Genomic DNA, 18,036 nt, shown 5'->3' on the forward strand with positions numbered 1-18,036 from the left:
TTTAAGCAGCCATGGTAGGCTATCTTCACGCCTTTGCGCTCTTCCTGAAAGGCCTTTGTTCAATGTTTGCGTTTCATCATACTGAGGGAGTGATATGGCCTGTGTATTGATCGTTAAAACCGGCGACGCTTTTCCGGAAGTCGTCGACCAGCACGGTGATTTTGAAACGCTATTTATAAAGCAGCTTAGCACCGCGCTGCCCGCGCATTTAGAACTACAGGTGTGGGATGCAACCCGCCAACCCAGCGCTCCTGAACTTAATACACTCGCGGGTATTGTGATTACCGGTTCGCACAGTATGGTCAGTGAGGCGGAACCCTGGAGCGAAGCACTGAAGCCGTGGCTGAAGGAGGTGCTGGCAAACGACATTCCCATGCTAGGCGTTTGCTATGGCCACCAGTTAATGGCCGCCGCTTTTGGTGGCATGAGTGACTACCACCCGGCTGGCCGCGAATCGGGCACGCGCACCGTGCGACTCACCCAAGCGGGCCAGCAAGACCCGCTGTTTAGCCAACTACCGGAAAGCTTTGCCGCCCACCTGACCCATGCCCAGTCGGTGATGCAGACGCCCCAAGGTTGCACGGTGCTGGCCCATAACAGCCACGACGCCCATCAGGCGCTGCGCTACGGCCCGCGCCAGTGGAGCGTGCAGTTTCACCCGGAATTTACGGCGCCGGTGATGCGTGCCTACCTTGAACGCCAACGCGCCGCCCTACGCGACCAAGGCGAAGAGCCCGACACCCTGCTGGCGAACATTACTGACTGCCAAGAGGCCTCCAGCCTACTGCGACGTTTTTTGGCGTTTGTATAGCCCTTAGCCATCGGCAATCGAAAGCTACTTACGCAGATCACGCCGTGAGGCCAGCCGATCTGCCAGCCGCGTTGGCTCAGGTAGCTTGGTACGCCCCAAGCAGCGCAACACCCAGGCCAGCGAGGTTTCTAAAGTGATCCGGTGGCCAGGTGATACGTACACGGGCTTGACCTTGGTGCGGGAACGCAAAACGGCACCAATGGTTTCCTGCCCCGTGGAGAGTGGCACCCAGTCGCCGCGCTGCTCGCCCACCTCGGCGTGTTGGCCATATAGGCGTGACTTGGCAATACCGATGGTAGGTAGATCGAGCCATAGCCCTAGGTGAGCCGCCACGCCTAACCGGCGTGGGTGTGCAATCCCCTGGCCGTCGACCATCACCAGTTCAGGCATCACGCTGAGTTTTTCAAACGCGCCTAGCGCGGCGGGGATTTCTCGAAACGAAAGCAAGCCGGGGATATACGGCATTCGGGTGGGCTCGCGATGAACGACCTGTTCCACCACGCTTAAATCGGGTGCGGTGGCAGGATCCCATTTCAATACCACCACCGCTGCCCGAGTGATTTCGCCGCCCTCTTCGAAGCCAATATCCACCCCGGCGATATGCGTTATCGGCGCTAGGCGATCAGTAAGTTCCAATCGCCTCGCCAACTGCAACTGCAGCGCCATCGCTTCCTTGGGTGCCAGATTCCATTCGTGTAGTGGTGCGGACATGGTTTCCTCCTTGAAACGGTTAATGGTGAATAAGGTAGCAAAAAAACGCCCTCGCACCAGTAACGGTACGAGGGCGTCGAGATCTTCTCAGTTGCCGCTTGGCGGCAGCTGATTAATCCTTACAGTGGTGAAGACTTAGGCGCGTTCGCGACGACGAACCGGCGCATCGCCTTCGTCGCGACGGCGGCGCGGTGCACGCTCTGCCGGTGCGCTGTCTTCGCTGATTTCCAACGGACGACCGGCCACACGGGCACGGGCCATCTTGGTCAGAATCGTCGAGGGCAAGCCGCTCGGCAGTTCGACCACAGAGAAAGCGTTGCGAATATCGATACGACCGATACGCGCGCCTTCAATGCCGCCTTCGTTGGCGAGGGCACCAACTAGTTGGCCAGGCTTGACGCCATCTTTATGACCAACCGATACGCGGTAGCGCGTCATACCTTCAGTTGGTGCACCAGTGCGTTCGCGGCGCGCTCCCGGCTTACCGCCAGACGCTCCATCACGCGAGGGCTTCTCTTTGCGCGGCGCCTGAAGGCGACCGATCGGCGCTTCGTCAGCACGCGCCATAGCGGCAAACGCACAAGTCAGCTCGATCGGGTCATGGCCTTCTTCGATCAGACGCTCAATCAGCGCACGCTGCTCTTCGGCGCCCTTCGTTAAGGAGGCGATAACACGCTGATAGAAGACGTCATCGCGATGGGCACGAATAGCGGCTTCATCAGGTAGCGGCATTTCGGTCATTTTCTGACCGGTTGCCTGCTCCATCCAGCCCACTTTGCGGCCTTCACGGAAGCCAGCAAAGGTAATCGCGATACCGCTACGGCCCGCACGACCGGTACGGCCAATACGGTGCGTATAAGCCTCTGCATCTTGAGGCAGATCGTAGTTGATAACGTGAGTGATACGCGACACGTCAAGACCACGGGCAGCTACATCGGTAGCGATCAGTACGTCGACTTTGCCACGCTTCAAGCGCGTAATAGTACGCTCACGCAGGCTCTGATCGAGATCACCGGACAGGCCAGCAGCGTTAACGCCACGAGCAGTCAACTGCTCAACGAGCGTGGTACAAGCGGCACGGGTACGTACAAAGACGATGGCCCCATCGACCGGCTCGACTTCAAGAATACGCGAAAGAGCTTCAAGCTTAGCGCCACCATCAACACGCACAATGCGCTGTTCGATGTTTTCGCCGGTCGTGGTGCCCGACTCAATCGCGACTTTCACTGGGTTAACCAAGTAACGGTTAACGATGCGCTCGATTTCAGTGGGCAGTGTCGCTGAGAAGAACACACGCTGAGCATCTTTCGGGGTATCGGCAACCACGCGTTTTACGTCGTCGATAAAGCCCATGCGCAACATTTCATCAGCTTCGTCCAGCACTAGGGCGGAGAGGCCATCAAGCTTCAGGCTACCGCGGTCCAGGTGGTCGATAATCCGGCCGGGGGTACCGACAACCACTTGCGCGCCACGCTTAAGGGCGCCCAGCTGTTCACGGTACTCTTGGCCACCACATAGGGTCGCAACTTCGAGACCTTTCAGGTTTTGGCCATATTTACTAAACGAGGCAGCTACTTGCTGAGCCAATTCGCGGGTTGGCGCCATAACCAACACTTGGGGCTCACGGCGAGTCAGCTCTAAACGTGACAGTAACGGTAATGCAAACGCTGCGGTTTTGCCGGTACCCGTCTGGGCCTGGCCCAGCATATCGCGGCCTTCAAGCAACGCAGGAATAGTTTGTGCCTGAATCGGCGAGGGAACGAGGTAGCCCTGTGATTCAACAGCAGACAGAACGGCAGGCAAAAGAGCCAGATCGCCGAAGCTCGGCGAGGCGACAGAAGTCGAGGTCATTAATCACACCTTGGTAGGCCGGCAAGTACCGGCAAAAAACATCATAAGCGTCTCTGACTCAGTCATCGCACAACGACATGAAGAATGGTCATTATCGATAACAGGCACCGCCGTAGCGGTCAAAGCCATCAGTGGAGTCGGAGACGCCGGTCGCACCTAGCATCCGGTTGGCAAACAACGCATTAGCGGGCCAACCGTTGTGGCGACCTTCTGCGCCGATTTCACCCGTTTGGTGAAATACTGGAGGCGCGCCATCTACACAGCAATGAACATCTAGCAATTGGCGAGATGTTCCCGCAAGCGACACTACAAATAACTATTAACATCTACTCATTAATAACTATGCAGTTAAACGCTTACCGTCGTGATGGAGGGGTCAACACATGCGAGGAGCGCGCATCCTACCATTGCATTTGGCGTCTGACCAGTACTTTTAACTTACACCACAGTGAAACAAGGACTTGCGCTCATGCACATATGGTCTAACCTGAAAAAGTGCCTAATCAAGTTCACTATTCTCAAGGAGCGATGCAATGAACTGGGATCAAATTGAAGGCAAATGGAAAGAGATGAAGGGTAAGGCACGCTCAAGCTGGGGCGAGCTCACCGACGATGAGTTGGATCAGATCGGTGGTAAAAAGGATCAATTGATAGGCAAGCTTCAGCAGAAGTACGGCCTAGAGCGCGAAGAAGCAGAGCGTCAAGCCGATGACTGGGCTGATAAGCAGTAATAGCCTTATAAGCCCCCTTTAATTACACCATTTCCGTTTTGGTAGGTCGGTTTTTTAGCAACACAATGTGCTGGTGGTTCTGGTTATGTTATCCCCTCCAGTACCTGCAGCCACACAGATCTATTATCTATCGTAGCCACATGGAGAGATGCTATGCGTAAGACAATCCTCACAACCGTTATCGGTACCGCCCTTATGGGCAGCGTTGCCATGAATGCTCACGCACAGGATGAGCCCCAGGGCATGTATTCTGCCGACGACATTCTTGATGCAGAGGTCTATTTTGCCGGTGGTTCCGGTGAAGAGATTGGTGACGTCGATGACATCCTGTTTGATGAAGAGATGCGCATTACCGCGATTGTGATCGAAAGCGGTTCAGTACTGGGCCTCGGCGGCCGCGAGATCGTTGTTGATACCGACTACTTCACCCTCGAAACCGAAACGGACGCCGATGGTGATACAGAACATCGCATTATGGTCGAAGCCAGCCAGGAAGAAGTCGAAGCCTTCCCGGCTTACAATAACGAGTGGTGGGAACAGACTAAAGCCAACGCTCGCGATGCCTGGCAAACTACCCAAGAGGGAGCTGAAAGCGCTTGGCAGCGTACCCGTGAAGCGTTAGATATCGATGATAATGGCTAACGGTTCCCCATTGTTTTTAATAGCAACGTTTTTAAGAGCAACGAAACGCTAGCAGTAGAATCTCAGCATTAGAAAAAGGGCTGCCCAACTGGGCGGCCCTTTTTGCTAGCTAGCGATACGCATCTATTTACGCCGCACGCCCTGCCCCGGTAAACGCTCCCGGTCGTGAGACCGTTCAAGGTCGAGTAGGGGCCCAGCAGGTACGATTCGCGTTGGGTTAATCGTGTCGTGACTATAATAGTAGTGGCGTTTGATGTGATCCATATTGACGGTCTCCGCCACTCCCGGCCACTGATAGATTTCCCTCACGTAATTGGAAAGATTGGGATAATCTTCAATGCGCTTAAAATTGCATTTGAAGTGGCCATAGTAAACCGCGTCAAACCGGATCAGCGTGGTAAAGAGACGAATATCCGCCTCGGTTAACCACTCCCCCGCCAAGTAACGATGCTCGGCCAAGCGTGCTTCCATACGCTCTAGACCGTCAAACAACGCCTTCACGTGCTTCTCATAAACCGCCTGTTCGGTGGCAAAGCCTGATTTATAAACGCCGTTATTAATGTGGTCGTAAACATCGGCGTTTACGTCATCAATGACACCGCGCAGATCTTCTGGGTAAAAATCCAGGTCGTTGCCGGTCAATTCATCGAACGCACGGTTAAAAATACGTAGCAAGTCTGCAGACTCATTATTAACGATGGCGCTGCGCTGTTTGTCCCATAGCACGGGCACGGTGACACGCCCGGTATAGTGGGGGTCGGTCATGGTATACAGCTGGTGATGGTAGTCGACGCCGTTAACGGGGTCGCCACTGGCACCTTCGTCCTGACGGTACGTCCAGCCTTGGTCGAGCATCAAGGGGCTAACATGGGACGTGCCGATCAACGGCTCTAGCCCTTTCAACTTACGCATAATCAGCGTGCGATGCGCCCAGGGGCAGGCTAGCGAGACATATAAATGATAACGCTCTTTTTCCGCTGGGTAGCAGTCACCGTCAGTCTCCGGATGGCTGCCCACCCAGTCGCGAAGCTGAGCGGACTCACGAACAAATTCGCCGCCGTGTTTTTTAGTGTCATACCACTGGTCTTGCCACTTGCCATTTACCAGTAATCCCATTGGGCGTCTCCTGAAAGTCATTAGAGGTGCTAACAATTACGTTCTTTTCTTCAGCATACGCCCGCTTCAGGAACGCTCAAGCGGATGTTTTACGGCCTTTCATTCGAGTCAGTCGAATCATTCAGCGCGCATTCGCTCACCACGGCCTGTTTCAGTGCGGCGGCCATCGCATGAGCCGCTGGCCCTGCCCGGTCTCGGTCGCGAAAAATCATCTGAATCGGCACTTCACGAATACCGCCCGCGGGTAGTGGCAGCGGCTTTAATTGCCCGCTGTTTAACTCCTCCGCAATTCGTGTTTCCGGCATCCAGGCAAACCCCAAGCCACGCCTTAGCATATCCAGTGAGGTATTGAGGTGGCTGACGGTCCAACGCTGCTCGGCTTTCAACCAGCCAGCATTGGTTGATTGGCGCAGCGCTGAATCACGCACCACCAACTGCCGATACTGGGCTAGATCGCGCAAATCCAACGAGCGGCCCAATTGATGTAGCGCATGCTGGGGATGCGCCACGGCAACAAAGCGCACCGTGACCAACGGCTCGCCCAAGAAGCCCTGCGCCTCAATGCCGGAGACTACCAAGTCTGCGCGGCCATCATAGAGCATCTCAATGCCGCCATTGAGAACACTCTCGTGCAACTGCACGCGCACCTGCGGGTACGTTTCAGAGAATCGCTCTAGCGCTTTAGCTTGAGCAGCAGCGGGAAACACCTGATCGATTGCCACTACCACTTCCGCTTCTAAACCAGCGGCTAGCCGGGTGGCGACATCTTCAAGTGACGCTGCGCTCTCTATTAATTGACGCGCGCGCCGAAGCAGCAGCTCGCCCGCTTCGGTTAACCGTACTTGTCGGCCAATAGGCTCCAGCACCTGCACGCCTAGCTGCTCTTCTAATTTATGAACGGCATGGTTCAGCGTGGAGGGGCTTTTATGTACCGCCTCTGCCGCACGCGCAAATCCACCGTGGTCAACCACGGCGGCCAACATTTGCCATTGTGAAAGTGTTACCCGGGACATTTCGATTTCCTCAACGCAATACAGCGAAACAATGCGCTTAATGTTCGAAAAAACATGGCTAGAATGCCAGGAAACAGCTAACACTTCCGCCCATGCTTACAAAATGCTTGAGATTAACTGCTGGTCGCAGGTAAAAGAGCACGTCATTTCTATCCAGCGGGAAAATTTTGACACAGATTATACTTTAGCTTTTAAAAGCGTAGTTTTCGTCTATAGTTAACACAGATTATTTAGTTAGCACGCCTCACTGGTTACATTTGTTAGCAAACGCTGTTTATAAATAGTAATCTCTGTCTGTTAGTGCTATTTTTGTATTTAATTACGCTTTATGTATAGATATACAGTCTATGCACCCCTGCCTCCATGGGGTATGGTTTCCGGGTTTATTCGCTTAATAGTTACTTTTAATCACGAACTCGGCGGTCCATTTACCCATGTTGCGAATCCTCCATTCGCTGCCCCGTACGCACAAATTATTACTGTTACCCGTGGCCACAATGGTCACCGTGCTGGGCACACAAAAGTTATTGACGACATACCAAGATTTAACTCAACTAAACACACCGCTTGAAAGCGTGCTAGTACCGCTCCCAAGCGACTCTACTCCGGGCGTCCCTTCCCTGCATCAAGAACGCACCCCGGTAGCAGATGCGATCGATCGCGCCTCGCGCGCCCTCGACGCGACCCGCGAAAATATCCCCCTCAGTGAACTCACCGCAACCGAGATCGTTGATCTTGACGTCATTGCCAGCGCAGAGGCCGACATGGCGAACCAGCCGGCTTTGGGCGGCGACGTCACGGTACCGAATACCGCAGCACTGGAAAGCGGTGGTCTCGATGACGGTGCGCTGCATATGGCAATTGTGCTAGGCACATTGGCTAGCGGCATGCTGGATAATAATGTAGACAACAGCTCTTCCGTCGAAATTGCCGACGCTACCTCTTATGAGGATTATGGCGTTGAGCTATTCGATGATATCTCCTTTCTGGATTTAGAGCTGGCAGCTGAAGAGCCCTTTGTACCTGAGTGGGAAACCCACATTGTTGAATCCGGCGAAACTTTTGCCGTACTGGCACAAAACGAATTAGGCCTAGGCTATAGCGAAGTGATGGCTCTGCTGGAGGATTTACCTGACCCGCGCATGCTAACCAATTGGCGCGCCGGGCACAGCTTTGATTATCAGCTGGATGAAGATGGGCGTTTATTGTCGCTACGCATGATGAAAAACACCCGTGACGGCATACTGCTGGAGAAGGACGCAGACCACTTCGCCATCACCACGATTGAACGCCAAGGAGAACCTGTTCAGCGCCTCTATGCCGGTAGCGTCAGCGGTAGCTTTGCGCGCTCCGCCCAGGCGACAGGTTTGAACAGCGGCTCGGTAACAGAACTGACGAAACTACTCGAAAAGAAACTCGATTTTCGGCGTGACAGCCGCCGCGGCGATCGTTTCCAGGTACTGGTCGAGTCAGACATGATCGATGGTGAAACTTTAGATTCCCGTGTATTGGCTGTTCATTACAACGGCGAACGCATGGACTTAACCGTTGTGCGTAATGCCAGCGACGATAACTTCTATACACCTGAGGGTGGTAGCCTGGATCCTGCCTTTGCGCGCCACCCGTTTGAAGGCAACTACCGTTTAAGCTCCAGCTTCAATCCGCGCCGTAAGCATCCAGTAACCGGCCGCACTAGCCCGCATAACGGTACCGATTTTGCCATGCCGATTGGCACGCCGGTAACGGCTCCCGCTAACGGTGTTGTGGAACGAGTGAGCAACCATCGCGCCGCAGGACGCTATGTCGTCATCCGTCATGACAATGGCTACCGGACGCGCTACCTGCACCTCTCCCGGCCGCTGGTGAAGCAAGGTGAACGTGTAACAATGGGCGAGCGTATCGCGCTATCAGGCAATACAGGCCGCAGCACCGGCCCTCACCTGCACTACGAAGTCATCGTCAACAACTCACCGGTCAATGCGATGACGGTTCCCCTACCCGAAAACACCAGCTTGAGCGGCGATACGCTTATTGCGTTCCAGAATCAGGCAGCACCCATATTGGCGGCGCTGGAAAGCGGCGAAACAGGCCCGGTTAGCGTGGCTAATTATCGGCAGGAGAGCGACGACTAGCGACCGCTATATAGCTACCGTGTACTCAAACGCAAAACACCGCCACTGGGCGGTGTTTTGCGTTGGCTTACGTATTTTCAACTGTCTAGACTGACCGCTGCAGCGCGGCCAGTAGCGTTGCATCCCGGCGGTAGATATCAGGTCTAAACTCCACCTCGCCTTCGGCATTTGGCCACGCGGTCAAATAATGCAGCGCAATGGGAATACGCTGAGATAAGCTCACATTGCGATCACTCCCTCCTTTTAACAGCGTACTCATTTGATAACGACTGCCGGTGTCTTGCAGCAGCATTTGCGCCAGCTCAGTCACACCTTCAACCCGAATACAGCCTGAACTAAGTGCACGCTGATCACGCCGGAACAATCCACGCGCGGGGGTATCGTGCAAATAGATCATGTCATAGTTGGGAAACCGTACCACGACGCGACCTAGCGGGTTACCTGTACCCGCTACCTGACGCAACATAACGCCGCCAGGACGCTGCCAGTCGATCTCCTCCGCAGCAAGCGGTTCGCCCATGGGGCTAATCACCTGGATGTTTTTACGCGCCAAGTAGTCGATATCGGCACGCACCTGGGGCAACACATCCTCGCGCATGATCGTCGGCGGGATTGTCCAGGAAGGATTAATGGTTAAATGGCTGATCGTAGAGTGGATAATCGGCGTCTCGCGCCGCGGGGTTCCTACCACCACACGGGCGTCCCAGTGCTGGCCGTTAGGGCGCACGTAGTGCATCCGGTAGCCTGCAATATCAACCCATACTCGTGGCTCAGCAGATTGCATCGGACGGATCCACCGCGCGCGCTCTAAATTGACCCGCAGCTGGTCGATTCGCGACGCCACTGAGGTGTTCAACGCCAAGCGAGTTTGTTCGCCCACTACACCATCTTCCTGCAGCAAATGACGGCGCTGGAAACGCCTCACAGCGGCTTCCAGCGGTGCATCAAAGGCACGCCGATTCGACCCGGCTTGTACACCGATTAATGGATAGGCGCTGCTATCCGCCACCTGTAACTCAGCCTCTCCCCATAGTGCCAGGCGCTGGCGCAGCACGCTCACATCGTCGGCTTCATCGCCTGGCCGCAACGACTCTTCTCGCGCAGCCAAGTAGGGCACGCTGCCCAGGTTAGCCAACTGATAATGCTGCTTCAAGGCATCGCGCAGTTGCTGATATTCAGCAGACGAGGGCCGAGCCAGCGCGATCGCGTTATCAAGCGAGCGGTCATCGACGGCATGCACCACACGCAGCAGTGAGTAGCGACGTTCAGGGCGCGGCGCATCCCACTGGGGTTCGACATCGCGCGGGTTCACCTTACCGCGTTCTAAATGATCCAGCGCCAGCAGCAACGCTCGAGTTGCTTTAATATCAAACGACGCCTGAGCGGCTTGACTGCTTGCCTGACTGCGCTGGAACTCATCAATCAGTGTATCAGCGTGGTAATCCTCGGGTGTTAGACCATCGGTTTCCAAGCTATTCAACGCAGCAACCAGAGACTCAACCGCCACGGCTGCCTGCCAGGCGGGCTGCCCATCGCGCAGTTGATAAAACTCAGTAACGGGTAGCCGCTGCGCCTCAACCGCGCTTAATTGCTGGGCTAACGCCTGTTGTAACGGCGCTGAATCCGCATTCGCATAGCTAATGCCTAAAGGGCTGTGGGTAAGCGTGAGACAAAGAGCGACCCCTATCGCCCATTGTCTTAGTGGCTGTATCTCGTTCATCGCCCTCTCCTTGCGTTACTATAGTCTTCCACATCGCCGACCCTGTTTTTTATATTAGTCGGCTAATCTTTATAATGACTTATATTGCTCGTAGGATCGACTTTTATGGCTCTTCGTTTAAATGTTGCCACGTTATTATTTTCTCTCCCTTTTACATTATTTACATTACCGCTCCACGCTGCCAGTTTCTTCGCCCAAGTTGATTCAACGCCACCTCGCGGCATACTGCCTTTACACCATCAGTTGCTGCAGCTCGCCCCCCAGGCCTCGCCCGATGCGCTGCGTTTAGCCGCCCAAGCGCTTAACTGCGCCGAGCCTAATGCCGAGCGCTTGGCAGTGATCGATTACTCGCTGCCATCTACCGAGCCGCGCTTGTGGGTATTTGATTTGCGCCAGCATAAGCTACTCTTCGAAGAGCTGGTCTCCCACGGCCAGGGGTCTGGCGACGCCCAAGCAGAGACGTTTTCCAATACCCCCGATAGCCATCAATCCAGCATTGGCCTATTTCGCACTATGAACAGCTACTATGGGCGCAACGGCTATTCACTGCGTCTGGAGGGTCTGGAACCCAACGTCAATGACTTGGCGTTTGAGCGCGCTATTGTGATCCACGGCGCGGACTATGTAAGCGACGCCTTTATCAACCAAACGGGGCGGCTCGGGCGCAGCCATGGCTGCCCGGCGGTACGCGAAGACGTCACTTACCCGCTGATCGACAGTCTAAAAGAGGATCAGTATGTGTTCGCTTATTATCCCGATGCCGAGTGGCTGGCCACCTCCGCGTTTTTAGGCTGCACGGCCACCGCCGCACAGCTAGCCCGGCGCTAATGTTACCCAGACTCTTAATGAGGGGAACGTTAACAACCTCAGTCTTACAGGCAATCAGTAGCTGAATTTTATCATTTTCGGCCGCTAAATCAGGCGCACAGGGGAACCCTCTGCAATACTTTGTGACAAATTAACACAAAATATTGCTATCTGCCGTAGGTGTCTCTGCCATGTTCACCTTTATGCACCCGTACCAAAAAATTCGCCGCCTGGAACAGGAAGTTGCCGAGTTACGCACTCAGCTTGACGCTGCTACCCCCTCCCCCAGTTGTCGATTATTGAGCCTGATGAAACCGGCACAATCCATCGGCATGCTGCAGGCAAGAGGCGCGGATATGCTGGCTTCTCTCAATAGTGGCATACAGGAGTACGCGGATCAGCTTGCCGGCGAGCGGGCCACCCTAACGGAAACGGTTAATTTAATTGCCACCGCTGAACAGGCGGTCAGTAGCCTTGACCAACGATGCCACGACACTGAACGTACCGAAGCGTTACCCCCATTAGTGTTAGCTAAAACTCTGCACGCCTTAAGCCAGCTACAGGTCGCTCTCGCCCGTAGTGCAGGCCACGCCCAGGCGTTAGCAGTAAGTACGGCCCTCGAAACGGCCCATAGCCAAGGTCTGCTTGGCAGCACCGATGCCGCTAGCCAGCAATCTCCAGGATTGGCAGCCATTGCAGACGATGTCCACCGCTTAGCGTTGACTATGCACAGCTTGAGCCATCAGCTCAGCCTACTGATGGAGCAAATTAATAGCCAGGTAAGAGAACACTCGCAGGCCGTAGTGAAAAAACGTCTGGCCGACGAGGAGATTACCCATTCCGCGCAAGCAGCCAATCAGGCAGTGCATCAGCTTGCTGACCAAGCTCAGCATATGCACAAGGTGATTCATCACAATGCCACCGCTGCGTTTTTACACTCCGCGAAGCTTGATCATGCGGTGTGGAAGTGTCGGCTTTATAAGCAGCTCCTCTCTGCCAACACAGACACTCCCCTAGAAGACCATCACCAATGCCGTTTAGGGCGCTGGCATCAACATGGAGAAGGTCACCAACGTTACGCCCGCACTGAGGCCTATCGAGCGCTGGCGGCCCCCCATCGCCGTATGCATGACAGTGGCGCGGAAGCACTTAAGTTTGCCCGCCTGGGCGACCGCAATGGTCAACTGGCCGCCTTGGGAGTCATGGAAGAAGCCAGCCAGCAGCTCGCCCTGCAGTTGGACAACCTCATGGAGCACGCCATGTATGAGGCGCCCTATTCAGCCAATCATCACTCACCGCTTGCGGGCGCACCTTAAATAGCCGTTGTACGCTAAATAGCCTTTCGTCTTATCTAGCCGCCTATGCCATGCTGGTTGCAATAAAACCACTTTCCTCACCAGCAGCAATGGGAAAAAGCATATGGCACAGGTCAAAAAGCTAGATCTCGCGTTACAAGGCGGTGGCGCCCACGGGGCTTATACCTGGGGTGTCATTGATCGCCTACTGGCAGATGACCGAATTGAGATTGAGGGCATCAGCGGCACCAGCGCCGGGGCAATGAATGGCGTGGTAATGGCCGATGCGCTCACAAGAGGCGATAAAGAGACCGCTCGGCAAGCACTGCACGACTTTTGGCAAGCGGTGAGTCGCGCGGGTATGGCCAGCCCCATCCGTCGCTCTCCCTTGGATATATTGACCGGCAACTGGAGCCTGGATCACTCGCCCGGTTTTATTGCGATGGATCTATTAAGCCGTGTGGCCTCCCCCTATCAACTCAACCCGCTCAATATAAATCCGCTGCGCGATATCGTGGCCGAACATATTGATTTCGAGCGGGTTAGGCAATGCCAACAGCTTAAGCTGTTTGTCGCGGCCACTAACGTACGCACGGGCAAACAGCGGGTGTTCCGCCGTGAAGAGATGAGCGTTGACGCGGTGATGGCCTCCGCTTGCTTGCCCTTTATATTCCAAGCAGTGGAGATCGACGGCGAAGCGTATTGGGATGGTGGCTACATGGGTAACCCCGCCCTGTTTCCTCTCATGGAGGAGTGCAGCGCACGGGATATTCTGCTGATACAAATCAACCCAATCAGCCGTAACGAAGTCCCCACCTCGGCATCGGCCATTATGAACCGCCTCAACGAGATCACCTTTAACTCAGCACTGATTAAAGAGATCCGTATGATTGCACTGCTTAAGCATGCCCTCGATGAGCAAGGCATTGAAAACTGCTACCAGCAGGCGTTGTTCCACCGCATTAGCGGCGAGCAGGCACTTGAGGGCCTCTCTGTCTCCAGCAAATCCAATTCTGAGTGGCCTTTTCTATGCCATCTTTTCGAGCAGGGACAAGCTGCCGGTGAACGTTGGTTAAGCGAACACTTTGAAGCGATTGGTAGCCACTCCACACTGGATATTGATGCCGTCTATTTACATGAATAATGGCTGCACGTTCAGTCCGCCAATTGCACCCTTCTAGCACCAAGATGCCGCAAAATCGGCGTTGCATGCCCAATCATGCAGCATAGACTTGATCACTTATCGCTAACACGCACAACAAAAATAAATTAAGATATTGATTTTTAGCAATAAATATTCAACTGGCAAACTACCTGCATAACTCCTACCAGTGGTGGTAGGCGTGGACCAGGCCCAGTCGGGTACGAGTGCGTCGAACCTGACCTTCAACGGTGAAGGCATGTTCTCGTCAATTGTTTGCGTAACGCGCTAACTTGTTTGCGTTGCGTAGCGACCAACTCGTTTTATGCCCCGTGAGGCCATCCCATGGACATACGCAACAAAGCCAACCGTATTCGGCTGCTTAACTTCTCGACTCCTCAGATGCGCGCTTTCCACTTTTCATGGTTCGCGTTTCATATCTGTTTCTTCGGCTGGTTCGGCATCGCCCCTCTTATGGCGATTGTTCGAGAAGACCTTTCACTGACTCAAACACAAATCGGCAATACGATTATCGCTTCGGTAGCGATCACGGTCATTGTGCGCCTTGCAATTGGCGTACTGTGTGACCGCATCGGCCCGCGTAAAACCTATACCGGGCTACTGATATTAGGCGCTATTCCGGTGATGGGCATTGGCTTGGCCGATAGTTTTGAAACCTTTTTATTGGCGCGCTTAGCCATTGGGGCCATTGGTGCCTCCTTCGTGATTACCCAGTACCACACCTCGATGATGTTCGCCCCCAATGTGGTCGGCACTGCCAACGCTACTAGCGCAGGCTGGGGAAACCTGGGTGGTGGCACCACGCAGATACTGATGCCACTAATCTTCTCGGGCATGCTGATGCTGGGCGTTAACGAAGCCTTTGGCTGGCGTTTAGCGATGATGGTGCCTGGTGTAGTGATGTTCTTTACCGGCATTGGCTACTGGTTCTTCACACAGGATGCCCCCAACGGCAACTTCAGCGACCTGCGCGCACGCGGCGAATTGCCTGAAGCTTCAGGTGAAAATGGTGCCGCGCAAAGCTTTCTAGCCGCCGCCAAGGATATTCGTGTTTGGGCGCTGTTCGTTGTCTATGGCCTCTGCTTTGGCGTGGAACTGACGATCAACAATATTGCTGCCATCTACTTCTTTGATAAGTTTGACCTTACCTTGGCTACCGCGGGTCTGATTGCCGGTCTGTTTGGTTTAATGAATATTTTTGCGCGTACTTTAGGCGGCGTCTTCTCGGATCTTTTCGCCAAGCAAGGGGGCTTGAAAGGACGCGTTCGCTGGCTGTTTATTGCCTTGGTTTGCGAAGGTATTGCGTTGGTAGCGTTTTCGCAGATGCACGTATTAAGCCTAGCGATAGGCATCATGCTGGTGTTCAGCCTGTTTGTGCAGATGGCGGAAGGCGCTACTTTTGGCGTGGTTCCGTTTATCAACAAAAAGGCGCTGGGTGCCGTGGCGGGCATAGTCGGCGCTGGCGGTAACGTGGGGGCGGTAGGCGCTGCCTTTCTGTTCCGCAGCGAAAGCCTGACCTATCAGCAAGGTCTGTTCTATTTAGGCCTCACTGTACTGATCCTGGCTTCATGCGTGTTGGTGGTACGCTTTAGCGATGCTACCGAAGCAGAAGAGGCCAAAGCGTATAGCGACGCAGTAGGTGATGATGTAGGCGCGGGCGCTCTGTCGTTACGCTAAGCGCTTTCCAGTACACTCATACTTCCATAACGTTCCTGTTCACTCCCATACGCTTCAGCATGGTATGGGAGAATAACGGTATGGGAGTGTTCACATTTAGGCGGCGAGTCACCAAGGAAATTTCTATGTCTTCAGCGCAGCAACTGCTCTTAACCGCCATCCGTTGCGATATCGACAACCTTACCCACCTTGCCACCACCGCCGATATTGTCAGCGACATCAGCCGCTTTATTCATATGCTCCAGCGTGAACGGGGCGCCTCGACGATTTACCTCGTTTCCCAGGGTCAGCGCTTCAAAACCCGTCGCGACACCTACCGGCAACACAGTCAGCAGGCCGAAACACTAATGCGCCAACGGCTGGAAGCGCTCAGTGAGGAGGCCCGCCCCCAGGCCGCCGCGCGCTTACTGCGCCGGATTGCCGCCGTCTGGTACGCGCTTGACGAACTTGGCGCGCTTCGCCAGGCCATTGATACCTTTGCTATCACGCCCGATGCAGCGACACAGGCGTTTAACCAGTTGACCAGTGGCCTACTGGCCATTGTGTTTGAGGCCGCGGATACCTCTATCGATCCCGATATTACCCGCACGCTAGTAGCGATTTTCCACTTAATGCAAGGCAAAGAGCTGGCAGGCCAGGAGCGCGCCTGCGGCGCCTTTGGCTTTACCCATGGTCACTTCGACGAGCCTCATCGCGCCCTGCTCAACCAGCTAATGGCGGATCAACAGCGCTGCTTCGACACCTTTGTAGAGTTTGCCACACCCGAAGCTCAGCAGGCATGGCAGAAGGAGCTTTCGCCGCGCACGCTGTCGGGTATTTGCCATCTACGCGATATCGCCTGCCAACGCTCGTCGGCAAAACAATCACCACCCAAAGAGACACCCGATAAGCTGGGTGAAACCTGGTATGAACTCACCACGCTGCGCATCGACTCAATGAAAACAGTTGAAGATGCGCTGATTGAACAACTGAGTGTGCTTTGCCACCGCAAAATCGCCCAGGCCGAGGACGCTTTAGAAAAAACCAAGGCGGATCCCTGTCGCCCAACATCCGCCCCCTGCGAGCAGGTGTTGGCGCTGAATGGAGCGCAGCCATTAGGCGACCTGACCGCCAACGCTCTCACCTCCCCCCTGGGCCGCTCGCTGATCGAGCTCACCCAAGCCCAGGCCAGCCGCTTACAAGGGCTCAGCGATGAGCTTGAAAATACCCGCAAAGCGCTACGAGAACGCAAGCTGATTGAACGCGCCAAAGGTCTCATCATGGCCCACCAGGAGATGAGCGAAGAGGAAGCCTACCGCTTTCTGCGAAAAACCTCGATGGATCAAAGCAAAAGCATGGCGGATATGGCACAAGCGATACTGGATCTCTCTGCGATGCTAAAACGCAAAGATGCTAAAACGTAAAGGTGCTAAAACATAAAGTAGATAGGCTCCCCGTTAACGGTCAATTATCAGCACATTACCAAGCTGGTTAAGCCTATATTTGCAGGATGCTGCCACCTTAGCCATGCTAAAAGCTTACTTGACTGACCAAGCAAGGAGCGCAGCCCATGCAACACCGCGTGCTATTAATTACCGGCGCATCTAGCGGCATCGGTGCGGCCACCGCTCGCGCAGCTGCACGTGAAGGCTATAAGTTAGTACTCGCTGCACGTTCTAGCGACAAGCTCACCGCACTGGCGCAAGAGCTGGGGCCGGAAAACGTACTGACCTGTGAGCTGGACGTGACTAACATGGAACAGCAGCAGGCCATGGCTGAGCAGGCGCTGGAAACCTTTGGCCGCCTGGATGGGGTCTTTGCCAACGCTGGCCGCGGCGGCTCACCCGGCGGCTTTAGCGAGGCAGACCACGACGCCTGGCGTGAGATGATCCTGACCAATATTTATGGCGTGGGCCTCACCATACAGGCCTGCTTGCCCGCTCTTAAACGAAGTAAAGGCCATGTACTGTTAACCGGCTCGGCGGCAGGTCGCACGACCATCCCAGGCTCTATGTATAGCGCGACCAAGTGGGCGGTCACCGGAATTGGCTACAACTTACGTGAAGAGTTACGTGGCACCGGCATGCGTGTGACGCTAATTGAACCTGGAATGGTCGACACCCCCTTTTTTGATGAACCGCCAACTCATGCCTTAGAAGATCGCGATATCGCCAATGCGGTAATTTACGCACTAGCGCAACCTGCCCATGTAGATGTGAATGAAATTCTTATTCGCCCCACTCCACCTTTAAGTGAGGATTGAGGAGCCAACGAACCTGTATATCCGCCACCTGGATAGTCGGCACCTTGCAATTCATCTGCAATGGCCGCATAACGTGTAATTACCAAGCGCGCTAAGTAATTTTTCACCCGACGCGCCCACGAATTA

16 protein-coding genes are annotated in these 18,036 nt (G+C 54.7%); 10 read left to right on the forward strand and 6 right to left on the reverse strand.

Translation table 11 applies throughout. The features are described from left to right. Positions 1–94: 94 nt before the first annotated feature. On the forward strand, positions 95–811 hold the full coding sequence (locus HZS52_RS22955; RefSeq protein ID WP_190373778.1) for a glutamine amidotransferase: 717 nt from the start codon (positions 95–97) through the stop codon (positions 809–811). A gap of 24 nt (positions 812–835) precedes the next feature. Here the strand turns inward: HZS52_RS22955 and nfi are convergent, their stop codons facing one another. The 3 genes from nfi to HZS52_RS22970 all read right to left on the reverse strand — a co-directional run bounded on the left by nfi (position 836) and on the right by HZS52_RS22970 (position 3,653). Beyond that, on the reverse strand, positions 836–1,522 hold the full coding sequence (gene nfi, locus HZS52_RS22960; protein WP_190373779.1) for a deoxyribonuclease V: 687 nt from the start codon (positions 1,520–1,522) through the stop codon (positions 836–838). Positions 1,523–1,657: 135 nt separating this feature from the next. After that, positions 1,658–3,373, reverse strand: a complete 1,716-nt coding sequence (locus HZS52_RS22965; RefSeq protein ID WP_009287184.1) for a DEAD/DEAH box helicase — start codon at positions 3,371–3,373, stop codon at positions 1,658–1,660. Between the two features lie 91 nt (positions 3,374–3,464). Further along, entirely contained in the window at positions 3,465–3,653 is a 189-nt protein-coding gene (locus HZS52_RS22970; RefSeq protein ID WP_039859330.1) for a hypothetical protein, read from the reverse strand. 253 nt (positions 3,654–3,906) lie between these two features. Here HZS52_RS22970 and HZS52_RS22975 point away from each other — a divergent pair, with 253 nt between their 5' ends. Beyond that, positions 3,907–4,104, forward strand: coding sequence for a CsbD family protein (locus tag HZS52_RS22975; RefSeq protein ID WP_141439734.1), 198 nt, complete (start codon positions 3,907–3,909; stop codon positions 4,102–4,104). A gap of 153 nt (positions 4,105–4,257) precedes the next feature. Continuing rightward, positions 4,258–4,746 carry a PRC-barrel domain-containing protein gene (locus tag HZS52_RS22980; RefSeq protein ID WP_022520659.1) on the forward strand — a complete coding sequence of 163 codons (489 nt, stop codon included), beginning with the start codon at positions 4,258–4,260 and terminating at the stop codon, positions 4,744–4,746. A 123-nt stretch (positions 4,747–4,869) separates the two neighbouring features. On the opposite strand, the gene HZS52_RS22985 is transcribed toward HZS52_RS22980, so the two are convergent. Both HZS52_RS22985 and HZS52_RS22990 read right to left on the reverse strand, forming a co-directional pair. Beyond that, positions 4,870–5,862: a glutathione S-transferase family protein gene (locus HZS52_RS22985; RefSeq protein ID WP_022520660.1), complete on the reverse strand. Its 993-nt coding sequence runs from the start codon at positions 5,860–5,862 to the stop codon at positions 4,870–4,872. 89 nt (positions 5,863–5,951) lie between these two features. Further along, entirely contained in the window at positions 5,952–6,875 is a 924-nt protein-coding gene (locus tag HZS52_RS22990) for a LysR family transcriptional regulator (RefSeq protein ID WP_027959901.1), read from the reverse strand. Between the two features lie 434 nt (positions 6,876–7,309). Between HZS52_RS22990 and HZS52_RS22995 the strand changes: the two genes are divergently transcribed. After that, on the forward strand, positions 7,310–9,007 hold the full coding sequence (locus HZS52_RS22995; RefSeq protein ID WP_022520662.1) for a peptidoglycan DD-metalloendopeptidase family protein: 1,698 nt from the start codon (positions 7,310–7,312) through the stop codon (positions 9,005–9,007). 85 nt (positions 9,008–9,092) lie between these two features. Here HZS52_RS22995 and HZS52_RS23000 read toward each other — a convergent pair whose 3' ends face one another. Continuing rightward, positions 9,093–10,727: a L,D-transpeptidase family protein gene (locus HZS52_RS23000; protein ID WP_190373780.1), complete on the reverse strand. Its 1,635-nt coding sequence runs from the start codon at positions 10,725–10,727 to the stop codon at positions 9,093–9,095. A gap of 105 nt (positions 10,728–10,832) precedes the next feature. Here HZS52_RS23000 and HZS52_RS23005 point away from each other — a divergent pair, with 105 nt between their 5' ends. From HZS52_RS23005 to HZS52_RS23030, 6 genes are all read left to right on the forward strand, one after another. Further along, positions 10,833–11,555, forward strand: a complete 723-nt coding sequence (locus tag HZS52_RS23005; protein WP_022520664.1) for a murein L,D-transpeptidase catalytic domain family protein — start codon at positions 10,833–10,835, stop codon at positions 11,553–11,555. Positions 11,556–11,725: 170 nt separating this feature from the next. Beyond that, positions 11,726–12,850, forward strand: a complete 1,125-nt coding sequence (locus HZS52_RS23010) for a CZB domain-containing protein (protein WP_190373781.1) — start codon at positions 11,726–11,728, stop codon at positions 12,848–12,850. A gap of 103 nt (positions 12,851–12,953) precedes the next feature. After that, on the forward strand, positions 12,954–13,973 hold the full coding sequence (locus tag HZS52_RS23015; RefSeq protein ID WP_190373782.1) for a patatin-like phospholipase family protein: 1,020 nt from the start codon (positions 12,954–12,956) through the stop codon (positions 13,971–13,973). 342 nt (positions 13,974–14,315) lie between these two features. Next, complete coding sequence (locus HZS52_RS23020; protein WP_009287177.1) at positions 14,316–15,668, forward strand: NarK family nitrate/nitrite MFS transporter; 1,353 nt, start codon at positions 14,316–14,318, stop codon at positions 15,666–15,668. Positions 15,669–15,793: 125 nt separating this feature from the next. After that, a complete protein-coding gene (locus tag HZS52_RS23025; RefSeq protein ID WP_190373783.1) occupies positions 15,794–17,071 on the forward strand; it encodes a nitrate regulatory protein in 1,278 nt (425 codons plus the stop codon). Positions 17,072–17,217: 146 nt separating this feature from the next. After that, a complete protein-coding gene (locus HZS52_RS23030) occupies positions 17,218–17,910 on the forward strand; it encodes an SDR family oxidoreductase (protein WP_190373784.1) in 693 nt (230 codons plus the stop codon). Positions 17,911–18,036 lie beyond the last annotated feature (126 nt).

Source organism: Vreelandella titanicae, from assembly GCF_014697095.1.
Taxonomy (GTDB): Bacteria; Pseudomonadota; Gammaproteobacteria; order Pseudomonadales; family Halomonadaceae; genus Vreelandella; species Vreelandella titanicae.